Genomic DNA, 15,975 nt, shown 5'->3' with positions numbered 1-15,975 from the left:
ATGTTGCGAATCCTGCTGATCAATGACACCCCACGCAAAGTCGGGCGCCTTAAAAGTGCACTGACCGAGGCCGGTTTTGAGGTGATCGACGAGTCCGGCCTGACCATCGACCTGCCGGCGCGCGTCGAAACAGTGCGCCCGGATGTGATTCTGATCGATACCGAGTCACCCGGCCGCGATGTGATGGAGCAAGTGGTGCTGGTCAGCCGTGACCAGCCCCGCCCCATCGTGATGTTTACCGACGAACATGACCCCAACGTGATGCGCCAGGCGATCAAGTCCGGGGTCAGTGCCTACATCGTCGAGGGCATCCAGGCCCAGCGCCTGCAGCCGATCCTCGATGTGGCCATGGCACGCTTCGAGAGCGATCAGGCCCTGCGTGCGCAGCTGCAGGCCCGCGACCAGCAACTGGCGGAACGCAAGCGCATCGAGCTGGCCAAGGGTTTGCTGATGAAAATGAAGGACTGTAATGAAGAACAGGCCTACACCCTGATGCGCCGCCAAGCCATGAGCCGCCAGCAGAAGTTGATCCAGGTGGCCGAGCAGATTATTGCCATGAGTGAATTGTTAGGCTGAGACACACAACTACCCTCGCCCACTGTGGAAACGGGCTTGCCCGCGATGGCAGTGTCACGATTGGCGCAAGACTTGCAAACCAAACACCTCAGGTAGCCAACGGCGGTTGCCCCTCCACGACAAAGACGTCGCACATCCGGTTTGCCCAGGCGAACCCGGTGGCGGCGTTTTTTCGTTTGGGTGGGGCGGCCTTCGCTGGCCGTTCCATCACCAGGCCTTCTACAAGATCCCCAATCTGAGGTGCGTGATGAAATCAAGCTTCTGGAAATCCGGGCACACCCCGACCTTGTTTGCCGCGTTCCTGTATTTCGACCTGAGTTTCATGGTCTGGTATCTATTGGGCCCGCTGGCGGTGCAGATCGCCGCCGACCTGCAACTGACCACCCAGCAACGCGGGCTGATGGTTGCCACACCGATCCTGGCGGGCGCGATCCTGCGCTTCTTGATGGGCATGCTGGCAGACAAGTTGTCGCCCAAGACCGCCGGCCTGATCGGCCAGGTGATCGTGATTGTGGCGCTGTTCTGTGCCTGGAAACTGGGGATCCACAGCTATGAACAGGCGCTGCTGCTGGGGCTGTTTCTCGGCATGGCCGGGGCCTCGTTTGCCGTGGCCCTGCCGTTGGCCTCCCAGTGGTACCCCGCCGAACACCAGGGCAAGGCCATGGGCATCGCCGGGGCGGGCAATTCCGGCACGGTGTTCGCCGCACTGCTGGCGCCGCTGATCGCCGCCGCCTTTGGTTGGAGCAACGTGTTTGGCTTTGCCTTGATCCCGCTGGTCCTGACCTTGATCGTATTCGCCTGGCTGGCGCGCAATGCCCCTGAGCGACCGAAAGCCAAATCCATGGCCGACTACTTCAAGGCCCTGGGCGACCGCGACAGTTGGTGGTTCATGTTCTTCTACAGCGTGACCTTCGGTGGCTTTATCGGCCTGGCCAGCGCCCTGCCCGGCTACTTCAACGACCAATATGGCTTGAGCCCGGTCACTGCCGGCTACTACACCGCAGCCTGTGTGTTCGGCGGCAGCCTGATGCGGCCCCTGGGCGGCGCCCTGGCCGACCGCTTCGGCGGGATCCGCACCCTGCTGGGCATGTACGGCGTGGCGGTGGTGTGCATCGCGGCAGTGGGCTTCAACCTACCGAGTTCCTACGCTGCACTGGCCCTGTTCGTATGCACCATGCTCGGCCTGGGGGCCGGTAACGGCGCGGTCTTCCAGTTGGTGCCCCAGCGCTTTCGCCGGGAGATCGGCGTGATGACCGGGTTGATCGGCATGGCCGGCGGTATCGGCGGTTTCGCCCTGGCGGCGGGTATGGGTGCAATCAAGCAAAGCACCGGCAGCTATCAGTTGGCGTTGTGGCTGTTCGCCAGCCTGGGCGTGCTGGCGTGGTTCGGCCTGTATGGCGTGAAGCGGCGTTGGAGGACCACCTGGGGTTCGGCTGCCGTCACCGCAGCGCGGGTCTGATGAGCCTGCAACTGAGCGTGGCCCAGGCCAGCGCCATTGGGCCGCGCGCGGAAAACCAGGACGCCCTGCGCCTGGTCACCCCGGCCCCGGAGCTGGCCGCGAGCAAGGGCTATCTGTGTGCCATCGCCGATGGTGTCAGCCAATGCGCCGACGGCGGCCTGGCCGCGCGCTCGACTTTGCAGGCCCTGGCCCTGGACTACTACGCCACGCCGCAAACCTGGGGCGTGGCCCAGGCCCTGGACCGCCTGTTGCTCGCACAAAATCGCTGGCTGCAGGCCAATGGCGGCGGCCAGCCGTTGCTGACCACCCTCAGCGCCCTGGTGTTTCGCGGCCAGCGTTTTACCTTGGCCCATGTCGGTGACTGCCGGGTGTATCGCTGGTTCGCGGGCGAGTTGCAGCGCATCACTGAAGAACATGTCTGGGAGCAACCGGGCATGCAGCATGTGCTCAAGCGCGCCCTGGGCCTGGACCAGCACCTGGTGGTGGATTTTCTCGACGGTGAACTGCGCCAGGGCGAGTGCTTCCTGCTGCTCAGCGATGGGGTATGGGCGACCCTGGCCGATCACAGCATCCGCGCGATCCTGCGCGAACAGGCCGACCTGGATCTGGCCGTGAACACCCTGGTCAATGCGTCGCACCTGGCGGGTAGCCAGGACAATGCCAGCGCCCTGCTGGTGCGCATCGACCAGCTTGGCGCCGCGACCCTGGGTGATGCGCTGGTGCAGTTGCAGCAGTGGCCACTGCCGCCGCCGTTGAAGGCCGGGCAAGCCTTTGAAGGCTGGCAGGTGGAGTGCGTGCTGGCGCACAGTCGGCAGTCGTTGCTGTATCGGGTACGTGATACCCAGCAGCAAGCCTGGCTGCTGAAAACCCTGGCCCCGGGTCGCGACGATGACAACGATGCGGCCCAGGCCCTGCTCGCGGAAGAATGGTTTTTGCGCCGGGTGGCGGGACGGGCATTTCCTGAAGTCCATCCGGGCAGCGGGCGTCAGCATTTGTACTATGTGATGCGTGAATACAGCGGGCAGACCCTGGCCGAACTGTTCCAGCAGCAAGGCCCCTTGCCGCTGGCGCAATGGCAGTCCATCGCCGAGCGCTTGCTGCGGGCGGTGGGCATGCTGCATCGCCGGCAAATCCTGCACCGTGACATCAAGCCGGAAAACCTGCTGCTGGGGGAGGACGGCGAGCTGCGGGTGCTGGATTTTGGCCTGGCCTATTGCCCCGGGTTATCCGAAGACCGCGCTCACCTGTTGCCGGGCACCCCCAGCTTTATCGCCCCCGAAGCCTTCAGCGGCGAACGTCCGACACCGCAGCAGGATTTGTACAGCGTCGGCGTGAGCCTGTATTACCTGCTGACCGGGCATTATCCCTACGGTGAAATCGAAGCGTTCCAGCGGCCGCGCTTCAACACACCAGTCAGTGCCAGCCGTTATCGACCCGACCTGCCCGACTGGTTGCAGCAGAGCCTGGAACGCTCGGTGGCGGCACAAGCGGCCCAACGTTACGAAACCGCCGAGGAATGGCTGCTGGTGCTGGAACAGGCCGACCGCCGCGAACTGAGCCTGCGCCCGCGGCCACTGCTGGAGCGCGAGCCGCTGAAGGTCTGGCAAACCCTGGCGTTGGTGTCGTTGCTGATCAATCTGCTGTTGCTGTATCTGTTATCCCTATAGGAGGCAGGTGCGCCAGTTGTGGGCATCCCGCCTTCAAATGGTGCGTAAAGGCCTTGGAGCATCCACTAAAACCCCAGTAAACCCGGCGTTGCGCGACTTGGCACAACCACTGCATTAGCTTCTGCAACACCCCCACATACAGCCCACCCTTCAACGACGAAGGTGGGGCTTTCCCGAGAGAACGGGACCAGGACAAAGGCGTCCTCGCTAGGCAACTAGCGGGACGCCTTTTTTGTTTGCGCGTGATTTGTCGAGCCACTGCGGAGAACGACATGAAGAAACTCAAACTGGTGATGATCGGCAACGGCATGGCCGGGGTTCGCACCCTTGAAGAACTGCTGAAGCTGAGCACCGAGCTGTATGACATTACGGTCTTTGGCGCCGAGCCCCATACCAACTACAACCGCATCCTGCTGTCGCCGGTGCTGGCCGGTGAGCAGACGTTCGAAGAGATCGTGCTCAACGACCTGGACTGGTACCTGCAAAACAACATCAAGCTGCTGCTCAACCGCAAGGTGGTGCAGATCGACCGGGTCAAGCGCAAAGTCATCGCCGAAGACGGCACGGAAGCCGAATACGATCGCCTGCTGATCGCCACCGGCTCGACCCCGTTTATCCTGCCGATCCCCGGCAATACCTTGCAGGGTGTCATTGGCTACCGCGATATCGCCGACACCCAGGCCATGATCGACACCGCCCGCACCCACAAGCACGCGGTGGTCATCGGTGGCGGTTTGCTGGGCCTGGAAGCGGCCAATGGCCTGATGTTGCGCGGCATGCAAGTGACCGTGGTGCATATCGGCGAATGGCTGCTGGAACGCCAGTTGGACAAGACCAGCGGCCAGTTGCTGCAAACCGAACTGGAAAGCCGGGGCCTGGTGTTTCGCCTGTGCGAACAGACCCAGGCCCTGCATGACGCCGGCAATGGTCGCGTGGGCTCGGTGCAGTTCAAAAATGGCGAGGTGATTCCGGCTGACCTGGTGGTGATGGCTGCCGGTATCCGCCCCAACACCGAGCTGGCGGAACAGTCCGGCATCCCGTGCAACCGTGGGATTCTGGTCAACGACACGATGCAAACCTACGACCCGCGCATCTATGCCATCGGCGAGTGCGCCAGCCATCGTGGGATTGCCTACGGCCTGGTGGCGCCGCTGTTCGAGCAGGCCAAGGTGTGTGCCAACCACCTGGCGCAGTTGGGCTTCGCCACTTACAAAGGCTCGGTGACCTCGACCAAGCTGAAAGTCACCGGCATCGACCTTTTTTCTGCTGGCGACTTCATGGGCGGCGAAGGCACCGAGACCATCACCCTTTCCGACCCTATCGGCGGCGTCTATAAGAAGCTGGTGATCAAGGACGACATACTGGTCGGCGCCTGCTTGTACGGCGATACCGCCGACGGCGGTTGGTATTTCCGGCAGATCCGTGAGAACCATGGCATTAGTGAGATCCGCGATCACCTGATGTTCGGCGAAAACGCCCTGGGCGATGTAGGCCACCAAGGCCAGGACAAAGCCATGAGCATGGCCGACAACGCCGAAGTCTGCGGCTGCAACGGGGTGTGCAAGGGCACCATCGTCAAGGCGATCCAGGAACAGGGCCTGTTCAGTGTCGATGAGGTGAAAAAACACACCAAGGCCGCCAGCTCCTGCGGCTCCTGTGCCGGGCTGGTGGAGCAGATCCTGATCAACACTGTGGGCGGCGCCGCCGACGTCAAACCCAAAAGCGAAAAAGCCATCTGCGGCTGCAACGACCTCAATCACGGGCAAATCCGCCAGGCCATTCGCGACCAGCACTTGCTGACCATCGCCGACACCATGAGCTACCTGAACTGGCGTACGCCCAACGGTTGCGCCACCTGCCGCCCGGCACTCAACTACTACCTGATTTCCACCTGGCCGGGCGAAGCCAAGGACGACCCGCAATCGCGCCTGATCAACGAACGGGCCCACGCCAATATTCAGAAAGACGGCACCTACTCGGTAGTCCCACGGATGTGGGGCGGTGTGACCAATCCTTCCGAGCTGCGCCGGATTGCCGATGTGGCCGACAAGTACAACGTGCCGATGGTCAAGGTCACCGGCGGCCAGCGCATCGACTTGCTGGGCATCAAGAAACAGGACCTACCCGGGGTGTGGAAAGACCTCGATATGCCGTCCGGGCATGCCTACGGCAAATCCATCCGCACCGTGAAGACCTGTGTTGGCAGCGAGTTCTGCCGGTTTGGCACGCAGAACTCCACGCAACTGGGCATTGAGCTGGAACATGACCTGTTCAATATGTGGTCGCCCCACAAGGTCAAGCTGGCGGTGTCCGGGTGCCCGCGCAATTGCTCGGAAGCAGGGATCAAGGATGTGGGCATTATCGGCGTCGACTCGGGCTGGGAGATGTACATCGGCGGCAATGGCGGGATCAAGACTGAGGTCGCGGAGTTTTTCGTCAAGCTCAAGACCGCCGAAGAAGTACGTGAGTACAACGGCGCTTTCCTACAGCTGTACCGCGAAGAAGCCTTCTACCTGGAGCGCACCGTGCACTACCTGCAACGGGTGGGCATGGACCACATCAAGAAGGCCGTGCTGGAAGACCCGGCGCGGCGCCAGGCCCTCAATGAGCGCCTGCAATTCTCCCTGTCGTTTGAACAAGACCCGTGGAAAGAGCGCCTGGAGCAGCCGCTGTTGAAGAAGGAATTCGACACCATCGCCGTCAAACAGCTGGAGGTAGTGCTATGAACTGGCTGGATATCTGCGCCCTCGAAGAAATCAACTCCCTGGGCTCGCGCATTGTCAGTGGCCCGAGAGGGGAAATCGCGATTTTTCGCACCAGTGACGATGAAGTGTTCGCCCTCGATGACCGCTGCCCGCACAAGGGCGGGCCGCTGTCCCAGGGGCTGATCTATGGCAAACGCGTGGCCTGCCCGCTGCACAACTGGCAGATCGACCTGGCGTCCGGCGAAGCCCAGGCACCGGATATCGGCTGCGCCCACCATCACCACGCCCGGGTGGAAAACGGCCGGGTGATGCTGGCCCTGCGGGACGCCGGTTGATGAACCGCCAGGTCACGGCATCGACCTGCTGCTACTGCGGGGTCGGCTGCGGCGTGCTGATCGAGCACGATGGCACGCAGATCTTCGGGGTCAGCGGCGATCCGGCACACCCGGCCAACTTCGGCAAGTTGTGCAGCAAGGGTTCCAGCCTGCACCTGACCGGCGATCTGACGGCGCGGGCGTTGTACCCGCAGCTGCGCCTGGGCAAAGAACTGGCCCGCGGCCGCACCGATTGGGACACGGCCCTGGAACACGCGGCCAATGTATTCGCCGACACCATCGCCGAGCATGGCCCCGACAGCGTGGCGTTCTATATCTCCGGGCAACTGTTGACCGAGGACTACTACAGTTTCAACAAACTCGCGCGGGCCCTGGTGGGCACCAACAATATCGACAGCAATTCCCGACTGTGCATGTCTTCGGCAGTGGTCGGCTACAAGCGCAGCCTGGGCGCCGATGCGCCGCCGTGCAGCTATGAGGACCTGGAGGCCAGCGATTGCGTGATGATCGTCGGCAGTAACATGGCCTACGCCCACCCCGTACTGTTTCGCCGGCTGGAAGAGGCCAAGGCACGCCGACCCGAGATGAAAGTGCTGGTCATCGACCCCCGGCGCACCGACACCTGCGACTTGGCGGATATGCACCTGGCAATCCTACCCGGTACTGATGTGGCGTTGTTCCATGGGATTTTGCATCTGTTGCTGTGGGAAGACTGGATCGACCGCGACTTTATCCAGGCCCATACCGAGGGTCTGGTGGAGTTGAAGCGGCTGGTCCATGACTACACGCCACAGATGGTCACGCAATTGTGTGGGATCAGTGTCGAACAACTGCGCCAGTGCGCACAGTGGGTGGGCACCTCGCCCAGCTTCCTGTCGCTGTGGTGCATGGGGTTGAACCAGTCCACCGCCGGCAGCGCTAAAAACAGTGCGCTGATCAACCTGCACCTGGCCACCGGCACCACTGGCCGCCCGGGTTGCGGGCCCTTTTCCCTGACCGGCCAGCCTAACGCCATGGGCGGCCGGGAGACCGGCAGCCTGTCGAACCTGCTGCCAGGCCATCGCGACGCCGGCAACGCTGAGCATCGCGCCGAAGTGGCCGCCTACTGGGGGGTTGAACAACTGCCCTGCAGCACCGGCTTGACCGCCATTGAACTGTTCGAGCAGGTACAGGCCGGCAAGATCAAAGCGTTGTGGATCGCTTGCACCAACCCCGCGCAATCGTTGCCAGACCAGAACAACGTGCGCCAGGCCCTGGCCGCGTGCCCGTTCGTGGTGTTGCAGGAGGCCTTCCGCACCACAGAAACCGCCGCCTTTGCCGACCTGTTGTTGCCCGCCGCCAGTTGGGGCGAGAAAGAAGGCACCGTGACCAACTCCGAACGGCGCATTTCCCACGTGCGCCAGGCCATCGCCCCACCGGGTGAAGCGCGACCAGACTGGGCGATTACCGTGGATTTCGCACAGCGCCTGGAGCGCCGCTTGCGTCCTCAAAAAACCGGCCTGTTTGCCTTTGAAACGCCCGCGCAGGTGTTTGATGAATACAAACAGCTGACCCGTGGTCAGGACCTGGACCTGTCGGGCCTCAGCCACGCCCTGCTCGACCGCATCGGCCCGCAGCAATGGCCGTTTCCCGCAAAGGCCCAGGCCGGCACGCCACGGCTGTACACCGATGGCATCTTCCCGACCGCCAGTGGTCGTGCGCAGTTTGTCGCTGATCCTTATCGCGCCGCCAAAGAGCAGCGTGACGCGCGTTTTCCACTGACCCTGATCACCGGCCGCCTGCGTGACCAATGGCATGGCATGAGCCGTACTGGCACGGCGGCGCAACTCTTTGGCCATGTCAGCGAAGCATCGCTCAGCCTGCACCCGGACGAACTGCGCCGGCACCGTTTCAAAGAAGGCGACCTGGTCAATCTCAAAAGCCGTCGCGGCAACGTGATTGTGGCGGTGACCAGTGATGACAGCGTGCGACCCGGCCAGGCGTTCCTGCCGATGCATTGGGGCGATCGCTTCCTTAAGGGTGGCGTCAATGCGCTGACCCAGCCGGCGTTCGACCCACTGTCGAAACAGCCGGAACTCAAACACAGCGGCGTACGCCTGGAAGCCGTGCAATTGCCCTGGCACTTGTTCGCGCTGATCGAGGGCGATGTGCAGCAACACTTCGAAGCCTTGCGCCCCCTTTGTGAGCAGTTTGCCTACGTCAGCCTGAGCCTGACCGGGCGTGAGCGGCCGGCCCTGCTGGTGCGGGCTGCCCATACCGAAGCACCGGATCTGCAACTGCTCAACAGCATCGACCGATTGCTGGGCCTCAATGACGGCCCGGTCATGGCCTATGACGACCCGCGCCGCTCCATTGGTAAACGGGTAAAGATCGAGAAAGGCCGGATTACCGCGATCCGCCTGGCCGGCGAAACCCTCGCCCGCCACTGGCTGCAAAGCCTGTGGCTGGAAGGCCGCGCCGACGAACAGTTACGCCGCTGGCTGCTGGCACCGCTAAGCGCGCCGCCCGGTGGTGGAACGACCAGCAACAGAATTCTCTGCAACTGCAAAAACGTCAGTGAAAGCGCGATATGCGCCGGCATCGGCCGCGGCCTGAACCTGGACGGGCTGAAACAAGCATTGGGCTGCGGCACGCAATGTGGCTCCTGCGTCCCCGAAATCAAACGGCTATTGGCAAGCACCTCGCTGCCAATCGCTATCAGTGTGTGAGGGCAATACCTATGAATGCAAAAGTCTGGCTGGTGGGCGCAGGCCCGGGTGATCCGGAGTTGTTGACCCTCAAGGCCGTACGGGCCCTGCACGAGGCCGACGTGGTGCTGATTGATGATCTGGTCAACCCGGCGGTACTTGAGCATTGCCCCGGTACGCAGGTGATTACCGTCGGCAAGCGCGGGGGGTGCCGTTCCACACCCCAGGATTTCATTCATCGCTTGATGCTGCGTTATGCGCGCCAGGGTAAATGCGTGGTGCGCCTGAAGGGCGGCGATCCGTGCATTTTCGGACGCGGCGGCGAAGAGGCCAGTTGGCTGAAGGCGCGAGGGGTCAGCGTGGAGTTGGTCAATGGCATCACGGCCGGGCTGGCGGGTGCAACAAACTGCGACATACCGCTGACACTGCGGGGAATCAGTCGTGGCGTGACGCTTGTCACTGCCCATACCCAGGACGACAGCAGCCTTAATTGGCGGGCACTGGCCGAGGGTGGCACGACACTGGTGGTCTACATGGGTGTGGCGAAGCTTGCAGAGATTGCCCAGCAGTTACTGGAAGGAGGCATGGCCGCTGATATGCCGGTGGCCATGATCGAGAACGCCTCGATGCCCCAGCAGCGCGAATGCCGCAGCTCCCTGGCGCGCATGCAGGAGGATGCCCAGGGGTTTGCCTTGAAGAGCCCAGCCATCCTGGTGATCGGCGCGGTAGCAGCCACAGCCGTGGAAGCCGCCTTGCTGGCAAGCGCCTGAGGCAAATGGCAGGCGAAAAAAAGCCCGGCCTAAGCCGGGCTTTTTTCTAGCACTCAGTAATTACTGAGCTTGAGCTTCAACCGACGCTTCTACACGACGGTTAACAGCGCGACCAGCTTCAGTTGCGTTGTCAGCAACTGGGCGGGATTCGCCGTAACCAACCGAAGTGATACGGCTAGGAGCTACGCCATCTTTAACCAGGACTTGCTTAACAGCGTCAGCACGACGCTGGGACAGCTTCTGGTTGTAGGCGTCTGGACCGACGGAGTCAGTGTGACCAGCAACTTCTACGTTGGTAGCTGGGTACTGAGCCATGAAGTCGGCCAGGTTTTTCACGTCGCCGTAGCTGTTAGGCTTAACAACGGCCTTGTCGAAGTCGAACTTCACGTCCAGCTCAACACGAACAACCTGAGCAACCGGAGCTTCTGGCTCTGGAACTGGCTCTGGAGCTGGTGCTGGGGTAGGAGCTGGAGCAGCTGCGCCAGCGTTACCGCCGAAGTTTACGCCCAGGCCGACCAGTGCGGAGTAGTCCCACTTGCCGTTGTCCAGACCGTAGTCAGCTTCAACACCGGCACGAGCGTACAGGTTGTTGGTGAAGTAGTACTTAACGCCGGTACCAACGGTAGCGAAAGTAGTCTGATCGCGACCGGTGTGGCCGTCAGCACGTACGTTGCCACGGCTCTGGTGACCGAAACCACCTTCTACGTATGGACGCAGGGAGTCGACGCCAGCTTGACCGAAGTGGTACTGAGCAACGAGGCTGCCGGTATCACCTTTGATCTTCTGGTTGCCAGTACCGTCAGTCGAACGGGTGTGGTTGGTCTTGTCGTAGGACAGGTTCAAGGACAGGTCGTCGGTCAGGAAGTAACCGATGCGAGCGCCAGGATTGAAGCCGTCTTCGATGTGCTTGACGCTATCGTTGTACTGCTTCTTGTAGAACAGCTCGCCTTCAACTGCGCCTTGGCCTTGTGCCAGAACGCCGAAAGAAGTAGCGGCAATAAGAGAACCAATGGCCAAGCCCAAGGTGTTTTTCAGTTTCATCCGTTAAATCCCCATCTGGTGATTGTAAAGCAGTCCCACATACCGGGGGACAACTCGGCGACAAGTCTAACAGAACTTGCCTACACGTAAGAGATATTTGCACCGAACTAAGTTTCAGTACTGTCCGCAAATTTCTCACGTAATTTATCAAGAGCACGTTTGTAACGCATTTTTGTAGCACTCAAACCCATATGCATAATGTCAGCAATTTCCTGAAATTCCAGTTCTGCGACAAATCGTAGCACCAGAATTTCCCGGTCAATTGGGTTCACATGCACCAACCAGCGATCAAGCCCGCCCTTCTCCTCGGGTGCCGGCGTCTTTTCTTCAGACGCCTCCTCAAGGGGGTCAAGGCTCAACGCGTCCATCAAGCGACGCTTTCGCCGTTCCTTACGATACTGCGTGATGCACTCGTTGTACGTGATGCTGTAGAGCCAGGTTTTGAACTTCGATTTACCCTCGAAGTTCTTCAGGCCATACAACACCTTGAGCATCACTTCCTGACAGACATCATCCGCATCACGATCGTTCCCTAAATACCTTGAACAAACGTTGAACAGAGTGCGTTGATACCTGCGCATCAATTCTTCGTACGCGCGTGTTACGTGAAACAGCTCCGTGTGTGCGCGCGCGACCAACTCCTCATCAGAGAGCTCACGGGGGTCATAGCGCGTGGACAGCGTTTGGGCTTTATTCAAAACAAGTCGTGCCGACAGTCAGGTCAATGTCCGCCACAGCCTGGATACCCAGGTTTGCGGCGGCGTACATTAGCAGGGTTACCGGGTTAGCGGCTATTGACCTGCTGTTCCAGCAGAACCCGATTGGACAGCGACACTAGTTCGCCATCATCGGTCAGCACCGTGGTTTTCACCGTACCGATCTCTTCAATCTGCCCTTCGACCTCGCCAACACGCACGTGTTGCCCCACCTGATACAACTCACGCACATAAATTCCCGCAAGAATCTGCCCGGCAATTCCCCGGCTTCCCAACCCCATGGCCAGCGCAACGGCCAGACCAACGGTAATCAAAACGATCACAATCACATGGTTAAGCAGGTCAGTCTTGACCTCCAGCTGGCTGATCGCCACCGAAATACTGATGATGATCACCAGGCCCTGGGCAATTCGCCCCAGGCCGCCGGCATAGTCCAGGCCTACACCCTCGGCAGCGCCGCGCACCAGCCCATTGGCCAGTTGCGCCAGCAACACACCCACCAGCAACACCAGCGCGCCGCCGAATACTTTCGGCAAATACAGCGCAAGCATGTCGAGCGTAGCTGAAACTCGCTCAAGTCCAAGTGATTGCGCCGCAGAAACCAGAAAAATCAGCAAAACAAACCAATAGACGATCTTGCCGATCAGCGTCGAGATCGGCACTTGCAGCCCGGCGCGCCCCAGCAGCTTGGTCAACCCGGTGCCAGCCATCAGGCGATCGAGGCCCAGCTTGGCGAGTAATTTGGAGAGCAGGGTGTCGAGCAGCTTGGCCACGACAAAACCCAGCAATACCAGCACCAGCGCACCAAACAGGTTGGGAATGAAATTCGCCACCTTGGTCCACAACGCAGTCATTGCAGTGACCAGACTCTGTGTCCAGAGATCAAGTTCCATATTCAATCAGCCTTATCAGCAGTGCGAGCAATAGGTTTACGACGAGAAACAGGTGATACATGGGCCGAACCATTGTTCAGCGCCATCATCAGTGCCGGCACCCAGCGGCCGAGCAGACCAAACAGGTCGCCCGCGCCTACCTGGCGATTGGCGGTTTTCAGTACGCGGCCCAGGCAAGCATCGTCGTCACGGTTGGACGGCGAAGCGTTAAGCATGTCACGCAAAGACTGTTCAAACGGATCGTGCATAGGGACCTCTCGCAAGTGAATTAAAAGACGAGGGCAAAATTCGTCGGGTCACATGACCTCTCCCAGCGTTCAGGTCACGTTCAGGTCAAACCCAGCGTAAACGTCGAAACAACCACCACTGTCCAAGGGCCACTGACACCATCAACAGGCAGGCCACCACGAATCCATAGGGACTCTCGGAGAACGGAATCCCCCCGACGTTGATCCCCAGCAAACCGGTCAGGAAACTCATCGGCAAAAAGATCCCGGTGATGATCCCGAAGCGGTACATGGTGCGGTTCATACGCACGCTCAAACGCCGATCCTCGGCCTCCAGCACCAGCCCCACGCGCTCCCGGCTCAGTTCCAGCTCTTCCAGGTAACGGGTCAGGCTGTTATTCAATTCATTCCAATAGTCGGCATCGTCATCGACAAACCAGGGCAATTTTATGCGTGTCAGTTGCGCAAAAATATCCCGCTGCGGAGCCAGAAAACGCTTGAGCGCAGCAGCACGCCGACGGATCTGCAGGACGTTGCCATGTTCCGGTGTATACCGTTCGTCGGCATCCAGTTTTTCTTCTTCAATATCGACGATTTCAGACAGGTCGCTGACCAGATCCTGCACTTTATGAGTCAGGTACTGCGCCATGTACAAGATCAGCTCGGAAGCGCTCTTGGGGCCTTTTCCATCCGCCAACTGCACCAGCAACTCGTCGGTGGCGCGCAAGGGTCGCAGACGCAAGGAGATGACCCGATCAGCCGCGGCAAAGATACGCACCGACACCATGTCTTCCGGCTCAGCCCCCGGATTGAGGTTGATCCCGCGCAGAAACAGCAGCAACTCGTCGTCTGGCAACGGCAACAGCCGCGGGCGGGTGTTCTCCTCCAGCAGCAGGTCACAGGCGAATTCGCTCAGGCCACTGGATTTGCGCAACCAGGTCTGGGTCTGGGGGTGACTGCGGTCCCAATGCAGCCACAGGCTTTCCTGGGGCTGCAGTTGCAGGTCGTCAAGCTCGGTCCGGGCAATCGAACGCGCACCACCTTTACCGTCCAGCACCAGGGCATGCACCAGCCCCCACTGCGCGTTTTCTTCCTCGAACATCCTCACCCCATCGACTACTGCGGTTATTCCGGCATTTTCAGCGGGCTGGGCGAAACAATCACGCCGTTATTGTCGGCGTAGACATATTCGCCCGGACGGAATGTCACGCCAGCAAAAGTCACGGCCCCGCCCAGGTCGCCCACACCCTGGCGATGACTCTTTTTCGGGTGGCTGGCCAGGGCCTGCACGCCCAGGTCGGTCTGCGCCAACACGTCAACGTCACGCACACAACCGTAGATCACCAAGCCTTCCCAGCCATTTTTCGCCGCTCGATCAGCAATCATGTCGCCCAGCAAGGCGCAGCGCAGCGAACCACCACCGTCGACCACCAGCACTTTGCCGGTGCCGTCCAGCTCAGCCTGTTCCTTGACCCGGGAGTTGTCTTCAAAACACTTGACGGTCACGATCTGACCGCCGAAGGAGTCCCGGCCACCAAAGTTGGCGAACATCGGCTCCAGCACCTGCACCAGGTCCGGGTAGGCGTCACACAGGTCGGGGGTAACGTAATGGTTCATCGAGAAGCTCCTGTCGGTGAAAGAAGGTGTCGAACATCCACAGCTACATCAGGAAAACGCATCGCAAGGGGCATTCTTTAAGCCCTGCCACTGCGCGGGCGACCATGATCAGACCCACCAGACCGTAACGCAATAGCCACTGCGCGACTGAATATGACCAAAACATCCCGAAGCGTCATATCTTAGCCGCAAGCCACCGCGAGTGAAACGCCCTTGGCAGAGCCTTTTCTCAGACGCTCTCGAGCACAGGCGCCTGCGAGCCGACCAAAGGTGTCAGTGGATCATTCAACCAACGCTGCACCAGTGGCCATACCTCGGCCTGGGCGGCTTTGCTGACCAGCATTTCGACATGCCCGAAATCACCGCTGAACCCCTGCTTGCGCCCCAGGCACAGGTATTGGCGGTGCTCGCTGCCGACCTGGTCAAACAGCTTGCGGCAGGCCCAGTCCGGGTCTTGATGATCGCCTGCGGCACTCACGGCCAGCAGCGGCACATCGACCTCAGCCAGGCCTTTCCACCAGTCGCGCTCAGCATCGCCAAAACGCCCGAACAAACCGTGCCAGCGCATGCTTTCCAAGGCCAGGCCGATGGGCTCATCTTCCGGCCCGCGCTTGAGCCGCGAACCGGAGAGTTGGGCAAAACGCTTCAGAATCAAGCGCCCGCCCCACTCCACCGGCGGAATTTTCAACGGCCAGTAAGTACGACTGACCTGGCAGCCAAACAGCGCCACCGACGCGACAGCCGGCGCGCCCAGATACTGGCCACCCAAGGCTGCCGCCAAGGTCGTACCACCCAGCGAGTGGCCGATCCAGTGCGGAATCTGCGCGCTTTGCTCACGCACAAAAGCGGCGATGGCTGGCAAGTCGTAACGAGCATAGTCGGCGACGCGATTCTTGGCGTAGTCGTGGTTGCGTCGGGAAAGCCCGTGGCCGCGCATCTCCGGGATCCACACATCAAAGCCCTGGCGCGCCAGGTACGCCCCCAGGCCAATACCTTTGGGCGAATACCAGAACCGCCGATTGGAAAAGCTGCCATGCACCAACACCACCGGTATGCCACGGCTTTGCGCGACATCGGCCAGGCCCAGGCGTGTCACCGCCAGTTCTACGGTGCCATCCGGACTGTTGCCAGGCTTGAGGCGATAGACATCTTCACTCAGGTCGCCACGACGCTCAGCGCTGATCAAGGCGACGGGAAACAGGTTGCTGCTGCTTTGCATAATGTTCTTGCACAAAAAAGGGCGGCGTCCGGTAGGAGTTCCGCCCTGTACAGAATGAGAAAT

At 60.7% G+C, this 15,975-nt stretch carries 14 protein-coding genes; 7 read left to right on the top strand and 7 right to left on the bottom strand.

The annotated features are described in order from the left end of the window. The 7 genes from PSFL_RS20120 to cobA all read left to right on the top strand — a co-directional run bounded on the left by PSFL_RS20120 (position 1) and on the right by cobA (position 10,199). Positions 1 to 576, top strand: coding sequence for an ANTAR domain-containing response regulator (locus tag PSFL_RS20120; protein ID WP_057439520.1), 576 nt, complete (start codon positions 1 to 3; stop codon positions 574 to 576). A 247-nt stretch (positions 577 to 823) separates the two neighbouring features. Then, the gene (locus tag PSFL_RS20115) at positions 824 to 2,035 is read left to right on the top strand and encodes a NarK/NasA family nitrate transporter (RefSeq protein WP_057960340.1); all 1,212 of its coding nucleotides are present in this window, start codon (positions 824 to 826) and stop codon (positions 2,033 to 2,035) included. Then, a complete protein-coding gene (locus tag PSFL_RS20110; RefSeq protein WP_397470461.1) occupies positions 2,035 to 3,702 on the top strand; it encodes a protein kinase in 1,668 nt (555 codons plus the stop codon). The genes PSFL_RS20115 and PSFL_RS20110 overlap by 1 nt, the downstream gene beginning before the upstream one ends. A 272-nt stretch (positions 3,703 to 3,974) precedes the next feature. Continuing rightward, a complete protein-coding gene (gene nirB, locus PSFL_RS20105) occupies positions 3,975 to 6,428 on the top strand; it encodes a nitrite reductase large subunit NirB (RefSeq protein ID WP_397470412.1) in 2,454 nt (817 codons plus the stop codon). Further along, positions 6,425 to 6,742, top strand: a complete 318-nt coding sequence (gene nirD, locus PSFL_RS20100) for a nitrite reductase small subunit NirD (RefSeq protein ID WP_115128711.1) — start codon at positions 6,425 to 6,427, stop codon at positions 6,740 to 6,742. Before nirB ends, nirD begins: the two co-directional genes overlap by 4 nt. Beyond that, positions 6,742 to 9,450: a molybdopterin-dependent oxidoreductase gene (locus PSFL_RS20095; protein WP_397470411.1), complete on the top strand. Its 2,709-nt coding sequence runs from the start codon at positions 6,742 to 6,744 to the stop codon at positions 9,448 to 9,450. Before nirD ends, PSFL_RS20095 begins: the two co-directional genes overlap by 1 nt. 11 nt (positions 9,451 to 9,461) lie before the next feature. Further along, on the top strand, positions 9,462 to 10,199 hold the full coding sequence (gene cobA / locus PSFL_RS20090; RefSeq protein WP_397470410.1) for a uroporphyrinogen-III C-methyltransferase: 738 nt from the start codon (positions 9,462 to 9,464) through the stop codon (positions 10,197 to 10,199). A gap of 60 nt (positions 10,200 to 10,259) precedes the next feature. Here the strand turns inward: cobA and PSFL_RS20085 are convergent, their stop codons facing one another. The 7 genes from PSFL_RS20085 to PSFL_RS20055 form a co-directional block, all read right to left on the bottom strand. Further along, positions 10,260 to 11,240, bottom strand: coding sequence for an OmpA family protein (locus PSFL_RS20085; protein WP_057444927.1), 981 nt, complete (start codon positions 11,238 to 11,240; stop codon positions 10,260 to 10,262). Positions 11,241 to 11,347: 107 nt separating this feature from the next. Further along, positions 11,348 to 11,938, bottom strand: coding sequence for an RNA polymerase sigma factor SigX (sigX, locus tag PSFL_RS20080; RefSeq protein WP_057439524.1), 591 nt, complete (start codon positions 11,936 to 11,938; stop codon positions 11,348 to 11,350). A gap of 86 nt (positions 11,939 to 12,024) precedes the next feature. Further along, on the bottom strand, positions 12,025 to 12,849 hold the full coding sequence (locus tag PSFL_RS20075; protein WP_057439525.1) for a mechanosensitive ion channel domain-containing protein: 825 nt from the start codon (positions 12,847 to 12,849) through the stop codon (positions 12,025 to 12,027). Between the two features lie 2 nt (positions 12,850 to 12,851). Then, the gene (locus PSFL_RS20070) at positions 12,852 to 13,097 is read right to left on the bottom strand and encodes a hypothetical protein (protein WP_038442312.1); all 246 of its coding nucleotides are present in this window, start codon (positions 13,095 to 13,097) and stop codon (positions 12,852 to 12,854) included. Between the two features lie 85 nt (positions 13,098 to 13,182). Continuing rightward, the gene (locus PSFL_RS20065) at positions 13,183 to 14,178 is read right to left on the bottom strand and encodes a zinc transporter ZntB (protein ID WP_170044415.1); all 996 of its coding nucleotides are present in this window, start codon (positions 14,176 to 14,178) and stop codon (positions 13,183 to 13,185) included. 23 nt (positions 14,179 to 14,201) lie between these two features. Next, positions 14,202 to 14,693 carry a ribonuclease E activity regulator RraA gene (gene rraA, locus PSFL_RS20060; protein WP_029298280.1) on the bottom strand — a complete coding sequence of 164 codons (492 nt, stop codon included), beginning with the start codon at positions 14,691 to 14,693 and terminating at the stop codon, positions 14,202 to 14,204. 229 nt (positions 14,694 to 14,922) lie between these two features. Beyond that, positions 14,923 to 15,912 carry an alpha/beta fold hydrolase gene (locus PSFL_RS20055; protein ID WP_057960344.1) on the bottom strand — a complete coding sequence of 330 codons (990 nt, stop codon included), beginning with the start codon at positions 15,910 to 15,912 and terminating at the stop codon, positions 14,923 to 14,925. Positions 15,913 to 15,975: the final 63 nt, after the last annotated feature.

This window comes from Pseudomonas sp. DD1 (assembly GCF_044510355.1).
Classification (GTDB): domain Bacteria; phylum Pseudomonadota; class Gammaproteobacteria; order Pseudomonadales; family Pseudomonadaceae; genus Aquipseudomonas; species Aquipseudomonas shahriarae.
Note: the sequence above shows the minus strand (reverse complement) of the source record. Positions and strands in the feature narration are given on the sequence as shown.

What these genes read in the sequence shown, in the direction of transcription:
- PSFL_RS20070 (WP_038442312.1), bottom strand. Translation starts at nt 13,097, where the DNA reads ATGCACGATCCGTTTGAACAGTCTTTGCGTGACATGCTTAACGCTTCG.
- PSFL_RS20110 (WP_397470461.1), top strand. Translation starts at nt 2,035, where the DNA reads ATGAGCCTGCAACTGAGCGTGGCCCAGGCCAGCGCCATTGGGCCGCGC.
- PSFL_RS20065 (WP_170044415.1), bottom strand. Translation starts at nt 14,178, where the DNA reads ATGTTCGAGGAAGAAAACGCGCAGTGGGGGCTGGTGCATGCCCTGGTG.
- PSFL_RS20085 (WP_057444927.1), bottom strand. Translation starts at nt 11,240, where the DNA reads ATGAAACTGAAAAACACCTTGGGCTTGGCCATTGGTTCTCTTATTGCC.
- rraA (WP_029298280.1), bottom strand. Translation starts at nt 14,693, where the DNA reads ATGAACCATTACGTTACCCCCGACCTGTGTGACGCCTACCCGGACCTG.
- PSFL_RS20075 (WP_057439525.1), bottom strand. Translation starts at nt 12,849, where the DNA reads ATGGAACTTGATCTCTGGACACAGAGTCTGGTCACTGCAATGACTGCG.
- nirD (WP_115128711.1), top strand. Translation starts at nt 6,425, where the DNA reads ATGAACTGGCTGGATATCTGCGCCCTCGAAGAAATCAACTCCCTGGGC.
- nirB (WP_397470412.1), top strand. Translation starts at nt 3,975, where the DNA reads ATGAAGAAACTCAAACTGGTGATGATCGGCAACGGCATGGCCGGGGTT.
- PSFL_RS20055 (WP_057960344.1), bottom strand. Translation starts at nt 15,912, where the DNA reads ATGCAAAGCAGCAGCAACCTGTTTCCCGTCGCCTTGATCAGCGCTGAG.
- cobA (WP_397470410.1), top strand. Translation starts at nt 9,462, where the DNA reads ATGAATGCAAAAGTCTGGCTGGTGGGCGCAGGCCCGGGTGATCCGGAG.
- PSFL_RS20120 (WP_057439520.1), top strand. Translation starts at nt 1, where the DNA reads ATGTTGCGAATCCTGCTGATCAATGACACCCCACGCAAAGTCGGGCGC.
- PSFL_RS20095 (WP_397470411.1), top strand. Translation starts at nt 6,742, where the DNA reads ATGAACCGCCAGGTCACGGCATCGACCTGCTGCTACTGCGGGGTCGGC.
- PSFL_RS20115 (WP_057960340.1), top strand. Translation starts at nt 824, where the DNA reads ATGAAATCAAGCTTCTGGAAATCCGGGCACACCCCGACCTTGTTTGCC.